The following is a 17,026-nucleotide window of genomic DNA, read 5'->3' on the forward strand; positions in this document are numbered from 1 at the left end:
GAATGCCTGCTTTACCTCCCCGGGCACTGCCCCGCTCTGCCCAATCCTCGCAAGACATGGGTCGAGATCGCGCGCAGTGCAGGCTTCCCGGCAAGAATCAGGACCAGACCCATGGTGACCAGCAGCGCCGCCACGACCTCGCCCGCTCCGGCGGTTTCGCCGAGAACAGCCATGCCGAGGCTAAGCGTTACCACGGGTATGAGAGCGGGCAGGGTCGCGCCGGCCACGGGCCCCAAGAGTTCGGCGGAACGGTTGAATGCATAGATGGCGACGACACTGACAAGAACGCCCTGAAATCCGGCCTGCACCACTATGTCCGCCAGCGGGGCTGCGAGAAGCTGCTTAGGCAGGGCCACGAAATAGACGGGCAGGTAGAAAACCGCCGATCCGACCGCAACGATTGCCGCCGCATTCAGCGCCGGCACAGCGGCGCGACGGACGATCAGGGCATAGCCCGCCCACATGAGTCCCGTCCCGACCAGGATCAGATGACCGGCCGTGACGGCGCCGCCAGCCCGGGTGAACAGGGCAATCCCCGTTGCCGTCACGGCCAGCCCGGCAAAACGCACGCCCCCGATCCTGTCGCCAAGGACCATCCGGCCCAGGATTACGGAGACGATGGCCATCACCCCCGGATTGAGCGCTCCCGCCGCCGCAGCGGGCGACGTTCTCATGGCAAGGGCCATCAGCAGCACATAGGGCGCCCCGAACGCGACCACCATCGCAATCAGGCCCATAGGCCCCAGCCGGTCGGTCCCGGTGCCGCGCCGCATCGCCACGGGGGCCAGGATCAGAGCGGCCACGCCGAACCGCAACGCGGTCAGGTCGTAGGCGTTCAGGCTTGTCGTCACCCCAAGCCGCAGCATCACCAGAGACCCCGACCAGACCGTGATCGCCACGATGGCCCATCCAAGGCCCGACGGCGTATTCCGAGACATCGTCGACATGCCATCTCCCTGCTTGCCGGCCGGAGAATAGGCTTTGAGACTTGTTGAGAAAAACGATATGAATTAATGCTATGGTGCAGGAAAACGAAACGACAAACATCGTGGAGGGGCGCGATCCGGCGAACCGGACCCTCAATCTGGATGCGTTGCGCAGCTTCGTCGCGATCTGCGAAACCGGCTCGTTCCGGCGCGCGGCACTGCGGGTGCGCAAATCGCCCTCCGCCGTCAGCCTACAGATCGGCAAGCTCGAGGATCTGCTGGGCGCTCGTCTGCTGGACCGGGATGCACGCCACGTCACGCTGACGGATCATGGCGGAACCCTGCTTGGACAAGCCCGCCGCCTTCTGGGACTGAATGACGAAACCCTTGCTTACTTTCAGGGCTCTCCGCTCGCGGGCCGTCTGTGTCTGTCCGCGCCGCACGATCTTGGGGTATCTCTCGTGCCGGGCCTGTTGCGGCGCCTGGCCGAGGTTCATCCAGGCGTTCACGTCGATGTCCGGCTCGGGACAAGCGAGGCCGTGCAGAAGGGTATCGCGGACGGCTCCGTCAATCTGGCCCTGTTCAACGATGTGGGGGCATCCGCCATCCGGGCCACCGACCTTTTCTCCGAGCCGTTGAAATGGCTCGTTCTGGATGGCGGGCGCGCCGTTCGGCAGGACCCGCTCCCCCTCGCCGTGGCGGAGGTCGGATGCGCCTGGCGCGAAGCGGCCCTGAATGCGCTACAGGCGACCGGCCGGGCCTACCGGGTCGCCTATTCGAGCGACACCTCGATGGGACAGGTTGCGGCCCTGCGGGCCGATCTTGCCGTCGCGGCACTGCCGCTGTCGCTCGCGGATCGCGATCTGGTCGAGGCACCGTCGCACTGCGATCTCCCGCAACTGCCCCTCACCCATATCCGCCTCGCCGACGATGGCAGCGACCTGGCGAGGGCTTTCGTCGCACTGGTTGCAGCGGATATTGCGAGTCCGCGGCCCGGTCGATAGAATTTATGTAAATTTATCTGCAAACGACAGATTATCTATTCTGCCTCACCCGCCCGGACGTCACGAAGCCGCACCGTTTCATGACCCGGGTCATATGGCTCTGACTGGAGAACCCGCGTTGCAGGCTTCCCGAAATCCCGCGTAGAAGCGGCCGGGTGGAGCGCGTCGCGGACACCATGCGGGCGCTTAGCCGGCTACGGCCTCTCCCTGCTTCAGGACAAGCCGGTATTCCTCCGGAACCTGCTCGACCTCGAGAGGATCGACTGGGAGGGGTCAGCTTTACCACATTCCATTACAAGATCTGGCAGATGACCGACCCCGCACCGATAGCGCTGCTGCCGCCACAATCGGCTTCGTTTCAGCTCGTCTTCACCACCTGCGGAATAACCCACGAGCCGTCGAGGATCGAGGGATTGTTCTCGTCCGGCCAGTAGAGCCGCAGCATCAGTATGAACTTGTCAGCCGGTGCCGGAAGCCAGTTCGATTCCTTGTCGGCGCCCGGCGACTTGTGCTGCAGGTACAGCGTGACTGAACCGTCGGGATTGTGCTTCAGCTTCTGCCGCGGGCTGATCGAATAGCGATTGAGCGGGTTCTCGACGAAGAAGTAGTCCTTGTCGTACATGGTCAGCGACCAGAACCCCTGCACCGGGGGAAGCTGCTTCGGCTTGAACGTCAGTGTGTATGTCTCCGAGCCCTGATAGGTGCGGTTCAGGATGACACCCCCGGGCCGGTCGATGTAGGATAGACCGCATCCTGGGGCCGGTTGGCGCCGAGGCCGATCGCCGTGATCAGGGCGCGCTGCAGATAGTCGGTTCCATAGAGCCCGGTCTTCAGCGTAAAGCCCCAGCCGTTGATGTCCTTGACGTCACCGCCGCTGTCCTTGAAGTGCAGCATGATGCGGGCGAAGCCCAACCGCGGGATGCGCTTGGCGAGAGCAATGTCGAGCTTGGACGCATCGAAGTCATGGCCCGGCACTATGCCGATCTGCGCGACCTTCTCCAGGAATGGCGCGTCCGCGGCAACCGGCGGATTGCGTTTCATCAGCTCGCAGAACAGGGAAAAGAAGGCGTTCGTATCGAGCGCGTTCACCTGATCGCGCACCGGTGTCTTCATGTCGATTGCCGGATCGACCTTGCCCGGCGGCGGCGTCCAATCGGTCCCCCACTTGCTGAGCGGCATCAGCTTGACCTCGTCCTGGATCTTGTGGACTGCCGCGTAGTCCTCGGGCGTGCCCGTGCAGTAGATCCGTCCGAGCAGCCAGACGATGCTGGTCGGCGACTTGTATTCCACCATGCCTTCCGGGAGTGTCCCCTGCCAGCCGGGGCCGGTGATGGCCCATGTCTGCGCCCCTGTGCCTGTGGTACGCTTGCCAGGAACAGCGAACACGGTTGTCCAGCCATCCAGCATCGGGAAGAGGGCGTAGCGGCCGTCGAGGTCGGGGATGCTGACAACCCAAGGCTCGTCGCCCACATCGACGAAGCTCGTGGTGTAGAGCGTGTCCGCATTCGGTGCGGTCACGTCGCGAAATGAGGCATTCGGATATTCCCGCAGCTTGATGAGCTGGCCCATGGGACCGCGGGTTCCCTCCACCTTGGACACGTTCGTCATGACGCGCCGGGTCATCTCCATCGTGACCAGCGGATATGCATAGGCATAGGCTTCGAGTGCCAGCCAGAAATCTTCCCCGCCCTTGAAGACATCATGAAGGAGGCCGTCCTGCGTCTGCGCCTGCGCGTTAACCCCGGACGGAACGGACATTGCGGCGAGAACGCTCGCGGCAGTTGCGGTGAATGAACGCCGTGAGAGGGACATTGCCGGAACTCCTTCCTGAGTGGCTTCGACACACGGCCCGTCGCGAACCGCGATACAACAGTCGAAAGCCTGGCTTCCTCCAAACACAATGGGTGGATTGGCGAATACCCGCTTGAGCTGTATTGCCACCCATGAAATGTTCACGAAGATACTACTTGGCTTTGACCTGTTGGTCTTGCCATTTCATGCCATGTTCGCTTGCGACAGCGCACTCACAGACAGATGTCGCCGGCACAAGCGGAATTACGCTACGAATCGGCCCGAAAATACGACGGGGCCGTTCCGGTCCAGCGCTTAAAGGCGCGCGTAAAATGTGCTGAGTCGCTGTAACCGACGCTATAGGCGATCTCGGTCATTGTGTGGCCGCGCTCGGCGAGCAACCGAAGTGCCTCATCGCGACGCGTCTGATCGAGCAAATCCTCGAAATCAACGCCACAAAACTTGAGTCGCCGCTGAAGGGTGCGGACTGACATCCCGAGTGTCTTCGCAGCAGCCTCCAATCCGAGCTGGCGATGGTCCGATATCTGATCGATCAGCAGGCCTGCGGTCTCGACGGTCGTCCTGAGCGCATCGGTCGCTTTCGACGCCTCGCCCACATCTCTTCCGCGGAGAGGCATTTCGAGCAAGCCGCGATCGAATTCGATCATGTCGTGCCCGGTTCCCATCTCGATATTCGGTCCGAGACATTCTTCAAGCGCATCGTCGCCTCGTCCCCTCGCGGCACTGAGAGACACGCGTATCGCAGACGGCTCGCCTGCCATCAGTGGCACTTTGCGCAGCACCGCAAGGCTTCCGAATATGAACTGTCGGGGATCCACGTCCTGCCGGCCCGTGAAGCGGTAGAGGATTCGCGCTGTCCGGCCTTCGATCACAAAGCGCACATCCGATCCCTGATGAAGCATGGAGGCATTGGTTGCCGCATGGGCGCATGCCTGAGCGACATTTGACGCCCCCAGGATCAAGTCCCCCCAGGCACCGAGCGACCCGAGCTCGGTCATTTGGCCGACATAGACCCCGCCAAACGGGTCCTGCGTCGCCGAAACCATCTCGTTGGCGACATGAAAGCACTGAGCGCGCGGCAACCAAATATCGGGATTCTGGAAGATGTTCGGGGAAATGCCGAGGCGTTGAAAAAAATCGATGGAAGACACGCCTCGCTTGGCCAGGTAAGGCGCGATCTGCAGGAAACTTCTGATCCTGATGGTCGGTGCAGGAGTCAACATCCGAAAAGACCCAGCACAACATAGCGAGGCACCACTTACGCACTATAGCAAGGTGAAAAGATAATAAGAAGCTTTTCGGCCGCCCAATGGAGACAATAGAGAGTCTTGTCGACACTCAACCCGGCGCGGGTCGAACGCTCTACCGAGCACAGTCAACGCGACGTCACGTCGATTCCGCCGCCAGATCGGCACTCGGTCCCGATAGCCGGCCGATCGGAGCCCCCGGGATGGGGCTTGGACCGTGAAGCTCACCGAGCAGAGCTGCTGGGGACAAGTCGATATGCGCGCGCGTGTCGACTGCCTTCGGCACCTGTGCTGTCGCGATGCCGATCGCTCTCCCCCCATAAGGCGCTCCGGTCAAGCAGAAGCAAACGACTGTCTTGACGCCATTCACGGACTCATGATGAAAAGGAATGAACTTTTCAACATGGGAGGAAATCGTGGCCGACGCGGACCGTGAAGGAGAGGTCGAGCCTATCAGCAAGCCGCCAGGGACCCCGGGCGTCCTCGAAATCATCGGCAAGGGACTGACGGCCGAGGATCTGATCGACGCGCATCGGCGCGACGCCGATCAGCGCCAGCGCCAGATCGAGTCGGAACCCTTGCCTGCGACAATCTACGATGTCGTCGCGGAGGCTGCCGCAGAGGTGCCCGATCAGCTCGCGTGGAACTTCTTCGAGACGGAGGAGGCGTGGACCTATCGCCAGATCGTCGATACGGTCAATTGCCTCGCCAGCGCCCTTTCGCGGCTCGGCGTTGCCAAGGGCACGCATGTGGGCGTCATGCTGCCGAACCGGCCCGCCTTTCCGCTCACATGGCTCGCACTGGGTCGCCTCGGCGCCGTGATGATCCCCATCAATATCGGATATACCGGCCGCGAGCTGGACTATGTCGTGAATGACGGGGACGTCGACTACCTCGTCATCGACGCCGCGTGTCTTCCAACCCTCGACGCGATGGCGGAGAGGCCGGCAAGGCTTGCCGAGGAACGCATCGTCGTTCACGGCGGCCCGATAGCGCCCGGCCGCCATGGCTTCGATGCCCTGATCGGGTTCGGCGACCCCGATTTCGTCCCTTTCGAGACAGCGGGTCCCGATGACCTCATGAACATCCAATACACCTCGGGCACGACCGGTTTTCCCAAGGGATGCATGCTCACCCACAGCTACTGGGTCGGCACCGGCAAGGTCGCGGCACGACGCGACGGTATCGTTCTCAAGAACATCTTCGCCAATCAGCCATTCTATTACATGGACCCGCAATGGATGACGCTCATGGCGGCATTCCAGCGCGGCACGCTCCATGCCGTCCTGAAACCCAGCGGCAGCCGGTTCATGGAGCGCGCGAGACGCTTCTCGATCCACTTCTGCATCTTTCCGGAAGTCGTCTACAAGCAGCCCGCACACGCAAGGGATGCCGACAACGCCATCAGGCGCGCCAATATCTACGGCATTCGCCCTTCCATTCACGCCTCCATCGAGGAACGCTTCAACTTCGCCGCACGAGAGGCCTTCGGAATGACAGAGGTGGGCTCGACCCTGTTCGTGCCCATCGAGGACCGGGCGATGGTCGGTCAGGGCTCGTGCGGCCGGCCCGTCGCCTTCCGCCGCTGCCGCATCGTCGATGACGAGGGACGCGATGTGCCCGTCGGCGAGGTCGGCGAACTCATCGTCGCGGGATTCAACATTATTCGCGGCTACTACAAGAAACCCGAGGCAACCGCCCAGGCATTCTTTGGCGAATGGTTCCGGACCGGCGACCTGTTCCGCCGCGACGCGCGAGGGTACCACTACATTGTCGGGCGCAAGAAGGACATGATCCGCCGCAGCGGCGAGAACATTGCCGCACGCGAGGTCGAGAGCGTCCTCCTCGAGATGCCCGAAGTCCGGGACGTTGCGGTGATCGGCGTCAAGGACCCCGACCGCGGCGAGGAGGTCAAGGCCCTGGTGGTTCTTGCGCCAGGACATAGCCCGCAGACCGTGCCGCCCGCACGCCTGTTGGATCACGCCCGCTCCCGCCTCGCGCGCTTCAAGGTGCCGCGCTACGTCGCCTACCGCGACAGCTTCCCTCGCACCCCTTCCATGAAGATCCGCAAGGGAGAGCTGCGATCCGAGACAGCCGATCTGCGCCAGGGCGCTTATGACGCCGTCGACAACGTCTGGCGCTAACGTGCTCTCCCGCCTGATCCAGGCTGCACGGCCCCGACCCTGCCATCCGCGGGATCAGGGGCCGTGCAGCCTGTTGGGAAGATCTCCTATGAGAACAACCGGATTCCGGCCTTCTTGAGGAACTCGGGAACCGCATCGTCCAGGAAGGCCTCGAAAGCCGCGCCCAATTTCGACGGCGCATGGTGGCGCGGGCGGAGAAGGCGTATCTGGTACGGCATGGCCGGGGAGAATGGCCGCGAGACAATGCTGCCCTCGGCGACAAAGGCGGCCGCCGTTAACGGGTCGACCAGCGACACCCCCATCCCCTCCGCGACAAAGCTGCACGCCGCTTCGGAGATATAGGTCTCCACGCGCTGCACACGATCGACATCGGCCGCTTCGAAAACCTGATCTATGGCATGGCGTATGCGCGTGTCGCGCGTGAAGGCAATGAACGGCTCGCCAGCGAAGTCGGCCGGCGTGAGGTGTTCGCGCTCAGCCAGGGGATGTCCCGGCGGCAGTGCGGCGACGGCCTCCACACGACAAAGCGTGCGCTTGAGGACCGACGGATGCTCGATATTGAGCAGAGACAGACCGAGGTCCACCTGCTGGCCCGCCACCCACTGATTGACGATTTGCGAGCCATGGACATGCAGGCTCACCTCCGCATCCGGATGCGCCTTGAGAAAACGGGCGACAAGGCGAGGCAGGTATCGCTGCCCGAGGGCCGGCATCGCCACGAGGCTCAATCGGCCGGACCTCATCGTGCGCAGTTCCTCGGCAACACGCTGCAACGCCTCGAGGCCCAGCACCATCCGCTCCGCCTCCAGAAAGAACTGCTCTCCTTCCGCGGTAGGCACCAGGCGCTTGCGCACCCGCTGAAACAGTGTGAGCTGCGTCTCCCGCTCCAGGCCGGCGATCAGCTTGGAGACGGCGGGCTGCGTGAGATTGAGCAGCTCAGCGGCCTCAGTGACGGTGCCATGCCTCATCACGGCACGAAAGGCATCGAGCTGGCGGGTCGTGATCATGGCCCTGCCTCCTTGAGGAATAAATATAACTTTCAGGAATGATATTCATTGAATTTGGCATTTGCGTCCACCCTTTTGGTGTGGCCAGATCACTGCAACAAGGGGCTTTGGGTGCCTTCGGGCGACCGGGATCACCGCCCGAAGGCACCAAGAAAAGCAAACGAGGGAGGAGGATTATGCTCTACGCACGCGGAAAGAGGGCTCGCGGCCCCGTCGTCTCGGCTCTGGCACTGGCGCTGACATTGGCCTGGCCGTACAGCCAAGCCGATGCGGAGGTCTCCTGTCCCGGCGACAAGCCCGCCTCAATCGTCGTGAACGCCTCCGGCGGCGCCATGGCCAATGCGATGCGCAAGGCCTTCACCGACGACTTCGAGACGATCCACGGCATCGAGGTCATCGACACGAGCCCGGCCGACATCGCCAAGCTTAAGGCGATGGTCACCTCGGGCAACGTGGAGTGGGCCGTCACGGAGATCGGCGGCCAGAACATTCTCCGGGCTGTCCAGGAAGGATTGCTCGAGCCGATCGACTACGACATCGTCGACATCTCGGGCTTTCCGGAAACCGTGAAGAAAAACAAGAAATGGTTCGCCAAGAGCGCCTATGCGACGGTTCTGGGCTATTCCACCGAGGCTTTTCCCGACGACCACCCGCAAAGCTGGGCCGATTTCTGGGACGTGGAGAAATATCCCGGGCCCCGCTCGCTGCGCGACGATCCGGCAGACAATCTCGAATACGCGCTTCTGGCCGACGGCGTTGCGCCGGAGGACCTCTATCCGCTCGATGTCGACCGCGCCTTCAGGAAGCTGGACGAGATCGCTCCGCACATCACTGTCTGGTGGACATCCGGCCAGCAGCCGGCACAGCTCCTGCTCGACGGCGAGGTCGTCCTGGCTTCCGGCTGGAACGGTCGCTTCTACAACCTGATCCAGGACGGTGCCCCACTCGATATCGAGTGGAGCGAGGGCATGATGAAACTATCCGCCTATGGCATCCCCAAGGGCGCGCCGGACGCCTGCTGGGGGCAGCATTATCTCCAGGTCATGACCGACCCGAAGCGTCAGGCGGTCTATGCCGAGGAGATCGGCTATCCCGGCCTGCACCTCGATTCGCCTCAATATGTGGATAAAAAGCTGGCGCCCTACCTGCCGACGGCGCCCGACAACATCGACAAGCTGATCTGGAGCGACCTCGAATGGTGGACGGAGCACGGCGCGGAGGTCAAGAAGCGCTGGACCCTCTGGAAGCTGTCGCATCAATAGACGCGAGGCACCTTTGCGCACCTCGCGGCCCGTGCCGGCCGCGAGGTGCGCCACCCGGACCCTCGCTTCGATGTCGTCTATCCAGGGGGACAGCCAGCCATGAGCGATCTCAGCATCAAGGGCATCGCGAAGCGTTTCGGTGACGTCGTCGCCCTCGATCGCGCCGATCTCGACCTCGCGCGCGGCGAGCTCATGACCATTCTGGGCCCGAGCGGTTCGGGCAAGACCACCCTGTTGCGTATTATCGCCGGTTTCGAGCAACCGGACGAAGGCAGCGTGCTGGTCCGCGGCAATGACGTGACGGCGCTGGCCCCGGCAAAGCGCAATATGGGAATGGTGTTTCAGAACTACGCCCTGTTCCCGCACATGACCGTCGCGGAGAATGTCGCCTTTCCGCTCCAGATGCGGCATGCAAGCCGCAGCGAGATCGCCGAGCGCGTCGGCTGGGCGCTTGACACCGTTGCGCTCGGCACTTTGGGCGCGCGCTATCCCGCTCAGCTTTCCGGCGGCCAGCAACAGCGTGTGGCGCTGGCGCGCGCCATCGTCTTCGACCCGGAGCTCCTGCTCCTCGACGAACCCTTCGGTGCACTCGACCGCAAGCTGCGCGAGCAGATGCAGATGGAGGTCAAGCGCCTGCAGCGCCGCCTCAACCTGACCACCGTCTTCGTGACCCACGATCAGGAAGAGGCCCTGATCCTGTCCGATTCCATCGCGATCATGAATGCGGGACGCATCGAGCAACTCGGCACGCCACGCGAGATCTACGCCCAGCCCGGCAACCGTTTCGTCGCCGACTTCATCGGGGAGTCCAACCTCTTTCGCGGCCGCGTCAGCTCGGTCCGCAACGACCTGCTCGCCATCGAGATCGACGGCGGCGAGACATTGCACGCAAAGGCGCATGAGGGCATGGCGGCCGGCGACGAAGTGAGCGCCCTGATCCGGCCCGAACGGCCGCAACCGGCGACCGGCACCGGCAACGGCCCCAATACCTTCCGTGGCGAGATTACCGAGGTCGTCTATCTCGGAGAATCGGAGAAATACCGTGTCTCGCTGGCCAGCGGCGTCGAGTTCCTGATCCGCTGGCCAGGCCGGACCACGGGGACGGCCCGCACCGAAGGCGCCGAGCTCTCCTTCACCGTCGATCCGGAAGATCTCCATATCATTCCCGACGGCGAGGCCCGGCAATGAGCGTCGCGCCCGCCGGCTTCCGCGCTTCGCTGCGCCACCCGGGCCGTGCCGGCGCGGTGCTTCTGGGCCTGCCGACCGTCGTGTTTCTTCTCGTGCTGTTCGCGATCCCCGTCGCGCGGTTCATGCTGGCGCCGCTCGCCGCGGGTATGGTCGAGCCCTATGTCGAGGCGATGACCGGCGATGTCTATCGTCAGGTCATCTGGAACACGTTCAAGATATCCGCCTATGTCACCGTCCTTGCGTTCCTGCTTGGATATCCCGTTGCCTATTTTCTGACCATTGCCCCGCCCTTCTGGCGCCTCGTCGGTTTCTTCTGCGTGCTGATGCCCTTCTGGACCAGCATATTGGTCAGAACCTATGCCTGGCTCGTCATTCTGGGGCGGCAGGGCATCGTCAACGAGGCGCTGCTGGCCGCAGGCATCATCGACAAGCCGATAGTTCTCCTCCACAGCATGCCGACCGTGTTGCTCGGCATGGTGCATGTGCTGATGCCGTTCTTCATCTTCCCGGTCTACGCGATCATGCAGCGTATCGACATGAACCTGATCGCTGCGGCCCGGGGGCTCGGCGCGCCGGACTGGCGGGTCTTCACCAGGGTCTATCTGCCGCTCACCCTGCCGGGCGTCCTGTCCGGAGCCACGCTGGTCTTCATCCTGTCCATGGGCTTCTTCATCACCCCGGCTCTCTTGGGTGGAGGCCGCGTGACCATGATCGCCGTGTTGATCGAACAGCACGTCAACGCCCTGCTCGACTGGGAGTTCGCGGGCGCGTTGTCCGCCGTCCTGCTGGCGGCGACGCTCGTCGTCTACGGGCTGATGAAGCGGTTCCTCAGGGGAGACAAGACATGGTGACCCCTCGCCGAGGCCGGCGCAGCGGCTTCCGCATCGCGCTGGCCATCTATTGCAGTGCCGTCTTCTTCTTCCTGGTGGCGCCGCTGTTCGTCGTCTTCCCGATCTCGTTCAGCGCCGCGAAATATCTGACCTTCCCCCCGCCAGGCTTCTCGCTGCAATGGTATGAGAGCTATCTCAACGACCCCGCCTGGATCCAGGCCACGGTGACCAGCATCAAGGTGGCGCTCGGCACAACCGCGCTGGCAACGCTTCTGGGAACCGCGGTCGCCTTCAGCCTGGTGCGCGGCCGCTATCCCGGACGGGCCTGGATCGACCGGCTGGTGGCGGCCCCGATCATCGTCCCCAACATCATCATCGCAGTCGCCCTCTACGGCGTCTTTGCCCGATTCCAGCTCGTCGGGGAGTGGTACGGCGTGATGGTCGGCCACACGATCTATGCCATCCCCTTCGTTGTCCTCGTGGTGGGCGCGGCATTGCGCACCTTCGACACCAATCAGGAGCAGGCCGCGATGAACCTCGGCGCAAGCCGGTTCACCGCGGTGCGGCGGGTGACCCTGCCGCAGATCCGTCCGTCCATCGTCTCCGCGGCGTTTCTTGCCTTCATCACCTCCTTCGACGAGCTCATCATCGCGTTGTTCACGAGCGGAACCAACGCCACGCTGCCCAAGAAGATGTTCGACAACATCATCTTCGAGATCGATCCCACCATCGCCGCCGTCTCGGTCCTTCAGATCCTGCTCGTCGGCGTCGTCATCATGCTGGCCACGCGCTTCGGCGTCGGCGTGAATCCAATCCGCTGAAGGCACAAGACGGCAAGAACTCTGAAATGGCAGACGACATCTTTCACCCCGATTTCAAGGCAGAGCCCTATTGGTGGGAGTTCGCCGCTCCCGACCCCCGCAATACGGAGGGACCGCCCGCACGCTGCGATGCGGTGATAGTGGGCGGCGGCTTTGCTGGCCTCAATGCCGCGCTCGAGCTGGCACGGCGCGGCACCGCCGTCACCGTTCTGGAGATGGGGCCCTTCGGCCAGGGGGCGAGCACGCGCAATGCCGGCCATGTCTCGAGCGGCTTCAATCTCGGCAAGGCGCCGTCCTCCTCCGAGCGCTCTCCGGCGCTGCGGCATCTGGGCGAGGCCGGGTACGGTGCTCTGCTCGACGAGGCCGCATCCTCCTTCGATCATCTGGAGACATTGATCGCGCGCGAGGCAATCTCCTGCGACTGGCGGATCCGTGGCCGCTTCGTCGGCGCGCTCACGCCCCGGCACTTCCGTGCCCTGGCTCGAAAGAGCGCGGACGCGCCAGGCGTCAATATCGTCGAGCGCGCCGACCAGTACAGCGAGATCGCAAGCGACTTCTATCATGGCGGCATCGCCATCGAACGCTCCGGGCAGCTCAATCCGGCACTCTATCACCGCGGTCTGATGGAGGCCTGCCGGCGCCAGGGTGTGACGCTGGTGGCGGAATGCCCGGCGACGGCAGTACACCGCTCGGATGGCGGCTTCCGGGTCGACACCCCGCGGGGCGAGATCCGGACCGACGGCGTATTCGTCGCGACCAACGGCTATACTGGCAGGCTCGTCCCCTGGTTGCGGCGCCGCATCATCCCGCTCGGCAGCTATATCATCGCTACCGAACCGCTGGGCGCCGAACGCGCCAATGCCTTGATCCCCACCGGGCGCACCATCAACGACACCAAGCGCGTCCTGAGCTATTTCCGCCTGTCGCCCGACGGCACCCGACTTCTCTTCGGCGGGCGAGAGAGCTTCCGGCCGATCGACGAACGCGGCTCCGCGCGCCTCCTTTATCGCACGATGCTGCGTGTCTTTCCGCAGCTTCAGGGCGTGCGCATCACCCATTCCTGGACCGGCAACGTCGCCTTCACCTTCGACTTCCTGCCGCATCTGGGAGCGGTTGACGGCGTGCATTACGCCGCCGGCTGCAACGGCAGCGGCGTCGCCATGATGAGCTATCTCGGCTACCGCGCCGCGCTCACCATGGCGGGCGGCAACGAGACGAGCGCCTTCGAGCGCCTCGCCCACCCTGCCCGCTGGTTCTATCGCGAGACGCCGTGGTTCATGCCGCTCGTGGGGCGTTACTACCAGTTCCGCGATGCCCGGGACCGGCGGCGCGCCGCAACCGGAGATCCGACGTGACCATCATCGACTATGGCAGCACGCCGCCAGTCGCCGCGCTCAACCCGTCGAGCGAGCGCAAGGCCCATCTCGCCAATTATCGCCGTGTCTACAGGTCGAGCGAGACCGCTGCCGTCCAGGACATGGACGAGGCGGACGCGCTCCGGCAATACCTCCAGGCCTATGACGCGCTCGACACTGCCCACGTGGTCGTCAAGGCGCGCGACGTGGAGACCAGCTTCGACCTCAAGATTCGCAACGAGGACGTAGCAGCGTTCTGCAAGAGGCATGGCGACCGTTTCATCGGCTTCGCCGGCGTCGACCCACTGAAGGGCATGGAGGCGCTGCGCGAGCTCGAATACGCAGTGCGCGAATTGAAGCTCAAGGGCCTCAATATCCAGTGTTTCGAGAACCGGATCGCCATCAACGATCCGCGGCTCTATCCGCTCTATGCCAAGTGCATCGAACTCGACATCCCGGTCAATCTGCACTGCTCCATCAACTTCTCCACCCAGTCGCTGATGCGCTACGGCCACCCTCTTCAGCTCGACGAGGTGATGGTTCATTTTCCGGAGCTCCGGGTCATCGCCTCACCGCCGGGATGGCCCTGGGTCCAGGAGCTCGTCGGCGTCGCCTGGCGCCATCCCAACGTCCATATCGGGCTTGTGGCAGTCCGACCGAAATATCTGAACGTGGCCCATTCGGGCTACGAGCCTCTTATGCAGTACGGCAATACTGTGCTTCAGGACCGGATCATCTTCGGCTCCGCCTGGCCCATGCAGCCTGTCTCCCGCGCGGTTGAGGAGATCGAGGCCCTGCCGCTCAAGGATGCAGTGAAGCGAAAATGGCTCCATGACAATGCCAAGTCGGTCCTGCGGTTGTAGTACCGTACATGGCTCCGGACCTGCATTTCACCAATCGACGCTCCGTTCTGGCAGCCCTTCTGCGCTGAGCCCGTTCGCCATACCAGTCGACTCAGCGGTTGACTGGATGCCGGTTGTCGATCAGCCCAACCCGCCGTCAACGGACAAAGTTTTATGGGGCCGGACTCTAAGGGAAGCCGAGGCGGAGGCGGTGCGGTGAAATTGGGGCAATGCCCGATTGACACCTGAACCTATAAAATTGCCAAACGGATTGCGAGCGTCCAGGATACCGGCCGTACGGTACTCTGAAGGGGGCGGGGCATGGCATCGAAGGACGATATTGCCGAGATTTCGGCGGCACTGGCGCAGTTTCGCGAAAGTGGCGAATTGGACAATAGCATCGACCTGAAGATCCGGGAATTCTTGAAGACCGGAGACGACGATATCCTGGCTGTCCTTCAAGGCGATCTTTCTGACAAAGAAGGGTCGAACCCCATCGTATGCTGTTACATCGGATACAGCGGCTATCGCTATAAGTGGCTACGCGCGGACGTTTGCGCACGCTTTGGGTCTCAGGTTCCGCCTGGGCAAGAACATAAATGTGGCCTCGAACCGTAGGGGCTGGCCCCAGGACCAGTAGCCGATGGTCGCGGCAGAGGAAGGGAGAGAAGCCGCTTTTCCAGCGCCGGCTGGCCTTCAGCGGGATGTTGGGCGTTGCCCCCTTTGCCCCCTTGTCCTCGACCTTGCGGCGGATCGCGCCGGTGTAATAGCCCTTGTCGCTGAGCGGCATCGGGCTCCCTGGCATCCGCTCCAGCAGCAGATCTCCGGATGCGCAGGGATGCACAAGCTGGTGCCATCGAACAAATCCGGCACAGACTTTCCCACTTTTTCCGGCAGTGACACCCGGGTGAGAAAATCGGCCCGAAAAAGCCAATGATATCAATGGGAAAAAGGGGAGGTGGTGCCCAGGGGCGGAATCGAACCACCGACACCGTGATTTTCAGTCACGTGCTCTACCAACTGAGCTACCTGGGCCCGGCGCGTTGTCCGGAAAGGTCCGCTTGTGTTCTCGTCCCGACACCGGCCCCGAGGGGCGAGTCGGACCGACAGGACCGGACGGGGTTATAGGAGATCAGCCCGACCCTGTCCAGACAGTTGCGCAAGGTTATTGCCATTCCCGTCCGGCAGGTCGGGCCGGCCGCCCGCAACCGCCCTCACCGCTCGTCCTCTTCCGGCCCCGCCGGCTCGTCGGTCTCGATCCGGTAGCGCCCGCCGAGCCAGCGATGCAGGTCGATATCGGCACAGCGCGCCGAGCAGAACGGATGATAGCCTTGCGCGGAGGGCTGGCCGCAGATCGGACAGGGCCGGCGCGGGCGCAGCCTGACGGGCTTGGCGCCGCCGGCCTCCGGCGTCTCCGGTTTCTTGCGATGTCCGGCCATATCGAACAGATCCCTTGCAGCCGGCAGGAGCGCGCCGCGCGCGCCCCGCCTACTCGCTTGGGCTCACCCACTTCATGTAGACGGGAAAGCCCGTGCCCTGGAGCAGCGAGACGGTCTCGTAGAGCGGCAGGCCGACAACGTTCGAATAGGAGCCGTTGACGGCGCGCACAAACACCTCGCCGCGCCCCTGGATGGCGTATCCGCCAGCCTTGTCGCGCCATTCGCCGGACGCGATATAGCTGTCGATATCGTCGCGCGACAGGCGCTTCATGCGCACCTTGGTCTCCACGACCCGCCGCCGGCGAGCCCCGCGCGGCGTGATCACGCACACGCCCGTATAGACGCGGTGAGCCCGGCCCGACAGCGCCTTCAGGGTCTCGCGCGCGACCGTCTCGTCCTCCGGCTTCGGCATGATTCGCCGCCCGATGGCCACCACCGTGTCCGCGGCCACGACGAAGACGCGGTCGCCCAGATGGCGCACGGCGGTCGCCTTCGACGCGGTCTCCGCCTTCTCCACCGCAAGCCGCGAGGCCAGGGTGCGCGGCGCCTCGCGCCGACGCGGCGCCTCGTCGATATCGACGGGGTAGAGCAGATCCGGCGTGATGTCGGCCTGCTCGAGCAGAGCCAGACGGCGCGGCGATGCGCTCGCCAGTACGAGCTTGACCTGATCGTCCGTCATGAGCGGCCCGGGGCGATGATCCGATGGTCTTCGAAGACGGCTATTTGAACCGGTAGGTGATGCGCCCCTTGGTGAGATCGTAGGGGGTCATCTCCACAAGCACACGATCGCCCGCAAGCACGCGGATCCTGTTCTTCCGCATCTTGCCCGCCGTATGGGCGATCACCACATGGTCGTTATCGAGCGTCACCCGGAACATGGCATTGGGCAACAGCTCCGTCACGGTTCCCTCGAATTCAAGAAGTTCCTCTTTCGCCATACCCTCCTACCTTGCATGTCTTGAGCGGCAAGGCGAGAAGATGTGCCTGTTCCGCCGTAAAATCAAGCACCGGGACACAATAAGGTGCAGCTTTTCGCCTTCGCGCCGGCGCTGGCCGGTTTCCCCACAGGTCTCCGGGTCCGGAACGGCGCCGGCCTGCTGCCATGAGTCTCCGCGTTAGGAGCTGCGCCGGCTGAGCTCCCATGGGTCT

General features: G+C 63.5%; 15 protein-coding genes, 1 tRNA gene and 1 pseudogene. 9 read left to right on the forward strand and 8 right to left on the reverse strand.

Annotated features, from left to right (window positions below; translation table 11 throughout):
• Nucleotides 1-11 precede the first annotated feature (11 nt).
• The gene (locus tag HW532_RS07290) at nt 12-899 is read right to left on the reverse strand and encodes a DMT family transporter (protein ID WP_213163759.1); all 888 of its coding nucleotides are present in this window, start codon (nt 897-899) and stop codon (nt 12-14) included.
• A 119-nt stretch (nt 900-1,018) separates the two neighbouring features.
• Between HW532_RS07290 and HW532_RS07295 the strand changes: the two genes are divergently transcribed.
• Nucleotides 1,019-1,930 carry a LysR family transcriptional regulator gene (locus HW532_RS07295; RefSeq protein ID WP_213163760.1) on the forward strand — a complete coding sequence of 304 codons (912 nt, stop codon included), beginning with the start codon at nt 1,019-1,021 and terminating at the stop codon, nt 1,928-1,930.
• A gap of 358 nt (nt 1,931-2,288) precedes the next feature.
• Here HW532_RS07295 and HW532_RS07300 read toward each other — a convergent pair.
• Both HW532_RS07300 and HW532_RS07305 read right to left on the reverse strand, forming a co-directional pair.
• Nucleotides 2,289-3,742: pseudogene (locus HW532_RS07300) on the reverse strand (DUF1254 domain-containing protein).
• A gap of 248 nt (nt 3,743-3,990) precedes the next feature.
• Nucleotides 3,991-4,965 carry a helix-turn-helix domain-containing protein gene (locus tag HW532_RS07305; protein ID WP_246479647.1) on the reverse strand — a complete coding sequence of 325 codons (975 nt, stop codon included), beginning with the start codon at nt 4,963-4,965 and terminating at the stop codon, nt 3,991-3,993.
• 413 nt (nt 4,966-5,378) lie between these two features.
• On the opposite strand from HW532_RS07305, the gene HW532_RS07310 reads away from it, so the two are divergent.
• Entirely contained in the window at nt 5,379-7,133 is a 1,755-nt protein-coding gene (locus HW532_RS07310; protein WP_213163761.1) for a class I adenylate-forming enzyme family protein, read from the forward strand.
• An 86-nt stretch (nt 7,134-7,219) separates the two neighbouring features.
• Here HW532_RS07310 and HW532_RS07315 read toward each other — a convergent pair whose 3' ends face one another.
• A complete protein-coding gene (locus HW532_RS07315) occupies nt 7,220-8,140 on the reverse strand; it encodes a LysR substrate-binding domain-containing protein (RefSeq protein WP_213163762.1) in 921 nt (306 codons plus the stop codon).
• A 176-nt stretch (nt 8,141-8,316) separates the two neighbouring features.
• Between HW532_RS07315 and HW532_RS07320 the strand changes: the two genes are divergently transcribed.
• From HW532_RS07320 to HW532_RS07350, 7 genes are all read left to right on the forward strand, one after another.
• Entirely contained in the window at nt 8,317-9,402 is a 1,086-nt protein-coding gene (locus HW532_RS07320; RefSeq protein ID WP_213163763.1) for an ABC transporter substrate-binding protein, read from the forward strand.
• A 99-nt stretch (nt 9,403-9,501) separates the two neighbouring features.
• Nucleotides 9,502-10,590 carry an ABC transporter ATP-binding protein gene (locus HW532_RS07325; RefSeq protein WP_213163764.1) on the forward strand — a complete coding sequence of 363 codons (1,089 nt, stop codon included), beginning with the start codon at nt 9,502-9,504 and terminating at the stop codon, nt 10,588-10,590.
• Nucleotides 10,587-11,441 (forward strand): ABC transporter permease, encoded by an 855-nt coding sequence (locus HW532_RS07330; protein WP_213163765.1) that lies wholly within the window; start codon nt 10,587-10,589, stop codon nt 11,439-11,441. The genes HW532_RS07325 and HW532_RS07330 overlap by 4 nt, the downstream gene beginning before the upstream one ends.
• Nucleotides 11,435-12,241 carry an ABC transporter permease gene (locus HW532_RS07335; protein WP_213163766.1) on the forward strand — a complete coding sequence of 269 codons (807 nt, stop codon included), beginning with the start codon at nt 11,435-11,437 and terminating at the stop codon, nt 12,239-12,241. Before HW532_RS07330 ends, HW532_RS07335 begins: the two co-directional genes overlap by 7 nt.
• 26 nt (nt 12,242-12,267) lie before the next feature.
• Nucleotides 12,268-13,596: an NAD(P)/FAD-dependent oxidoreductase gene (locus HW532_RS07340; RefSeq protein ID WP_213163767.1), complete on the forward strand. Its 1,329-nt coding sequence runs from the start codon at nt 12,268-12,270 to the stop codon at nt 13,594-13,596.
• Nucleotides 13,593-14,459, forward strand: coding sequence for an amidohydrolase family protein (locus HW532_RS07345; RefSeq protein ID WP_246479655.1), 867 nt, complete (start codon nt 13,593-13,595; stop codon nt 14,457-14,459). The genes HW532_RS07340 and HW532_RS07345 overlap by 4 nt, the downstream gene beginning before the upstream one ends.
• 300 nt (nt 14,460-14,759) lie before the next feature.
• Nucleotides 14,760-15,056: a hypothetical protein gene (locus HW532_RS07350; RefSeq protein WP_213163768.1), complete on the forward strand. Its 297-nt coding sequence runs from the start codon at nt 14,760-14,762 to the stop codon at nt 15,054-15,056.
• Nucleotides 15,057-15,397: 341 nt separating this feature from the next.
• On the opposite strand, the gene HW532_RS07355 is transcribed toward HW532_RS07350, so the two are convergent.
• From HW532_RS07355 to infA, 4 genes are all read right to left on the reverse strand, one after another.
• Nucleotides 15,398-15,473: transfer RNA gene (locus tag HW532_RS07355), tRNA-Phe, on the reverse strand.
• A gap of 179 nt (nt 15,474-15,652) precedes the next feature.
• Entirely contained in the window at nt 15,653-15,877 is a 225-nt protein-coding gene (gene yacG / locus HW532_RS07360) for a DNA gyrase inhibitor YacG (protein WP_213163769.1), read from the reverse strand.
• Between the two features lie 49 nt (nt 15,878-15,926).
• Nucleotides 15,927-16,556, reverse strand: coding sequence for a Maf family nucleotide pyrophosphatase (locus tag HW532_RS07365; protein ID WP_213163770.1), 630 nt, complete (start codon nt 16,554-16,556; stop codon nt 15,927-15,929).
• 40 nt (nt 16,557-16,596) lie between these two features.
• Nucleotides 16,597-16,815, reverse strand: coding sequence for a translation initiation factor IF-1 (gene infA / locus HW532_RS07370; protein WP_213163771.1), 219 nt, complete (start codon nt 16,813-16,815; stop codon nt 16,597-16,599).
• Nucleotides 16,816-17,026: the final 211 nt, after the last annotated feature.

It is taken from the genome of Kaustia mangrovi (assembly GCF_015482775.1).
Classification (GTDB): Bacteria; Pseudomonadota; Alphaproteobacteria; order Rhizobiales; family Im1; genus Kaustia; species Kaustia mangrovi.

Coding starts and splice junctions, on each gene's coding strand:
- HW532_RS07295 (WP_213163760.1), top strand. CDS start 1,019: ATGGTGCAGGAAAACGAAACGACAAACATCGTGGAGGGGCGCGATCCG.
- HW532_RS07305 (WP_246479647.1), bottom strand. CDS start 4,965: ATGTTGACTCCTGCACCGACCATCAGGATCAGAAGTTTCCTGCAGATC.
- HW532_RS07310 (WP_213163761.1), top strand. CDS start 5,379: ATGAACTTTTCAACATGGGAGGAAATCGTGGCCGACGCGGACCGTGAA.
- HW532_RS07315 (WP_213163762.1), bottom strand. CDS start 8,140: ATGATCACGACCCGCCAGCTCGATGCCTTTCGTGCCGTGATGAGGCAT.
- HW532_RS07320 (WP_213163763.1), top strand. CDS start 8,317: ATGCTCTACGCACGCGGAAAGAGGGCTCGCGGCCCCGTCGTCTCGGCT.
- HW532_RS07325 (WP_213163764.1), top strand. CDS start 9,502: ATGAGCGATCTCAGCATCAAGGGCATCGCGAAGCGTTTCGGTGACGTC.
- HW532_RS07330 (WP_213163765.1), top strand. CDS start 10,587: ATGAGCGTCGCGCCCGCCGGCTTCCGCGCTTCGCTGCGCCACCCGGGC.
- HW532_RS07335 (WP_213163766.1), top strand. CDS start 11,435: ATGGTGACCCCTCGCCGAGGCCGGCGCAGCGGCTTCCGCATCGCGCTG.
- HW532_RS07340 (WP_213163767.1), top strand. CDS start 12,268: ATGGCAGACGACATCTTTCACCCCGATTTCAAGGCAGAGCCCTATTGG.
- HW532_RS07350 (WP_213163768.1), top strand. CDS start 14,760: ATGGCATCGAAGGACGATATTGCCGAGATTTCGGCGGCACTGGCGCAG.
- yacG (WP_213163769.1), bottom strand. CDS start 15,877: ATGGCCGGACATCGCAAGAAACCGGAGACGCCGGAGGCCGGCGGCGCC.
- HW532_RS07365 (WP_213163770.1), bottom strand. CDS start 16,556: ATGACGGACGATCAGGTCAAGCTCGTACTGGCGAGCGCATCGCCGCGC.
- infA (WP_213163771.1), bottom strand. CDS start 16,815: ATGGCGAAAGAGGAACTTCTTGAATTCGAGGGAACCGTGACGGAGCTG.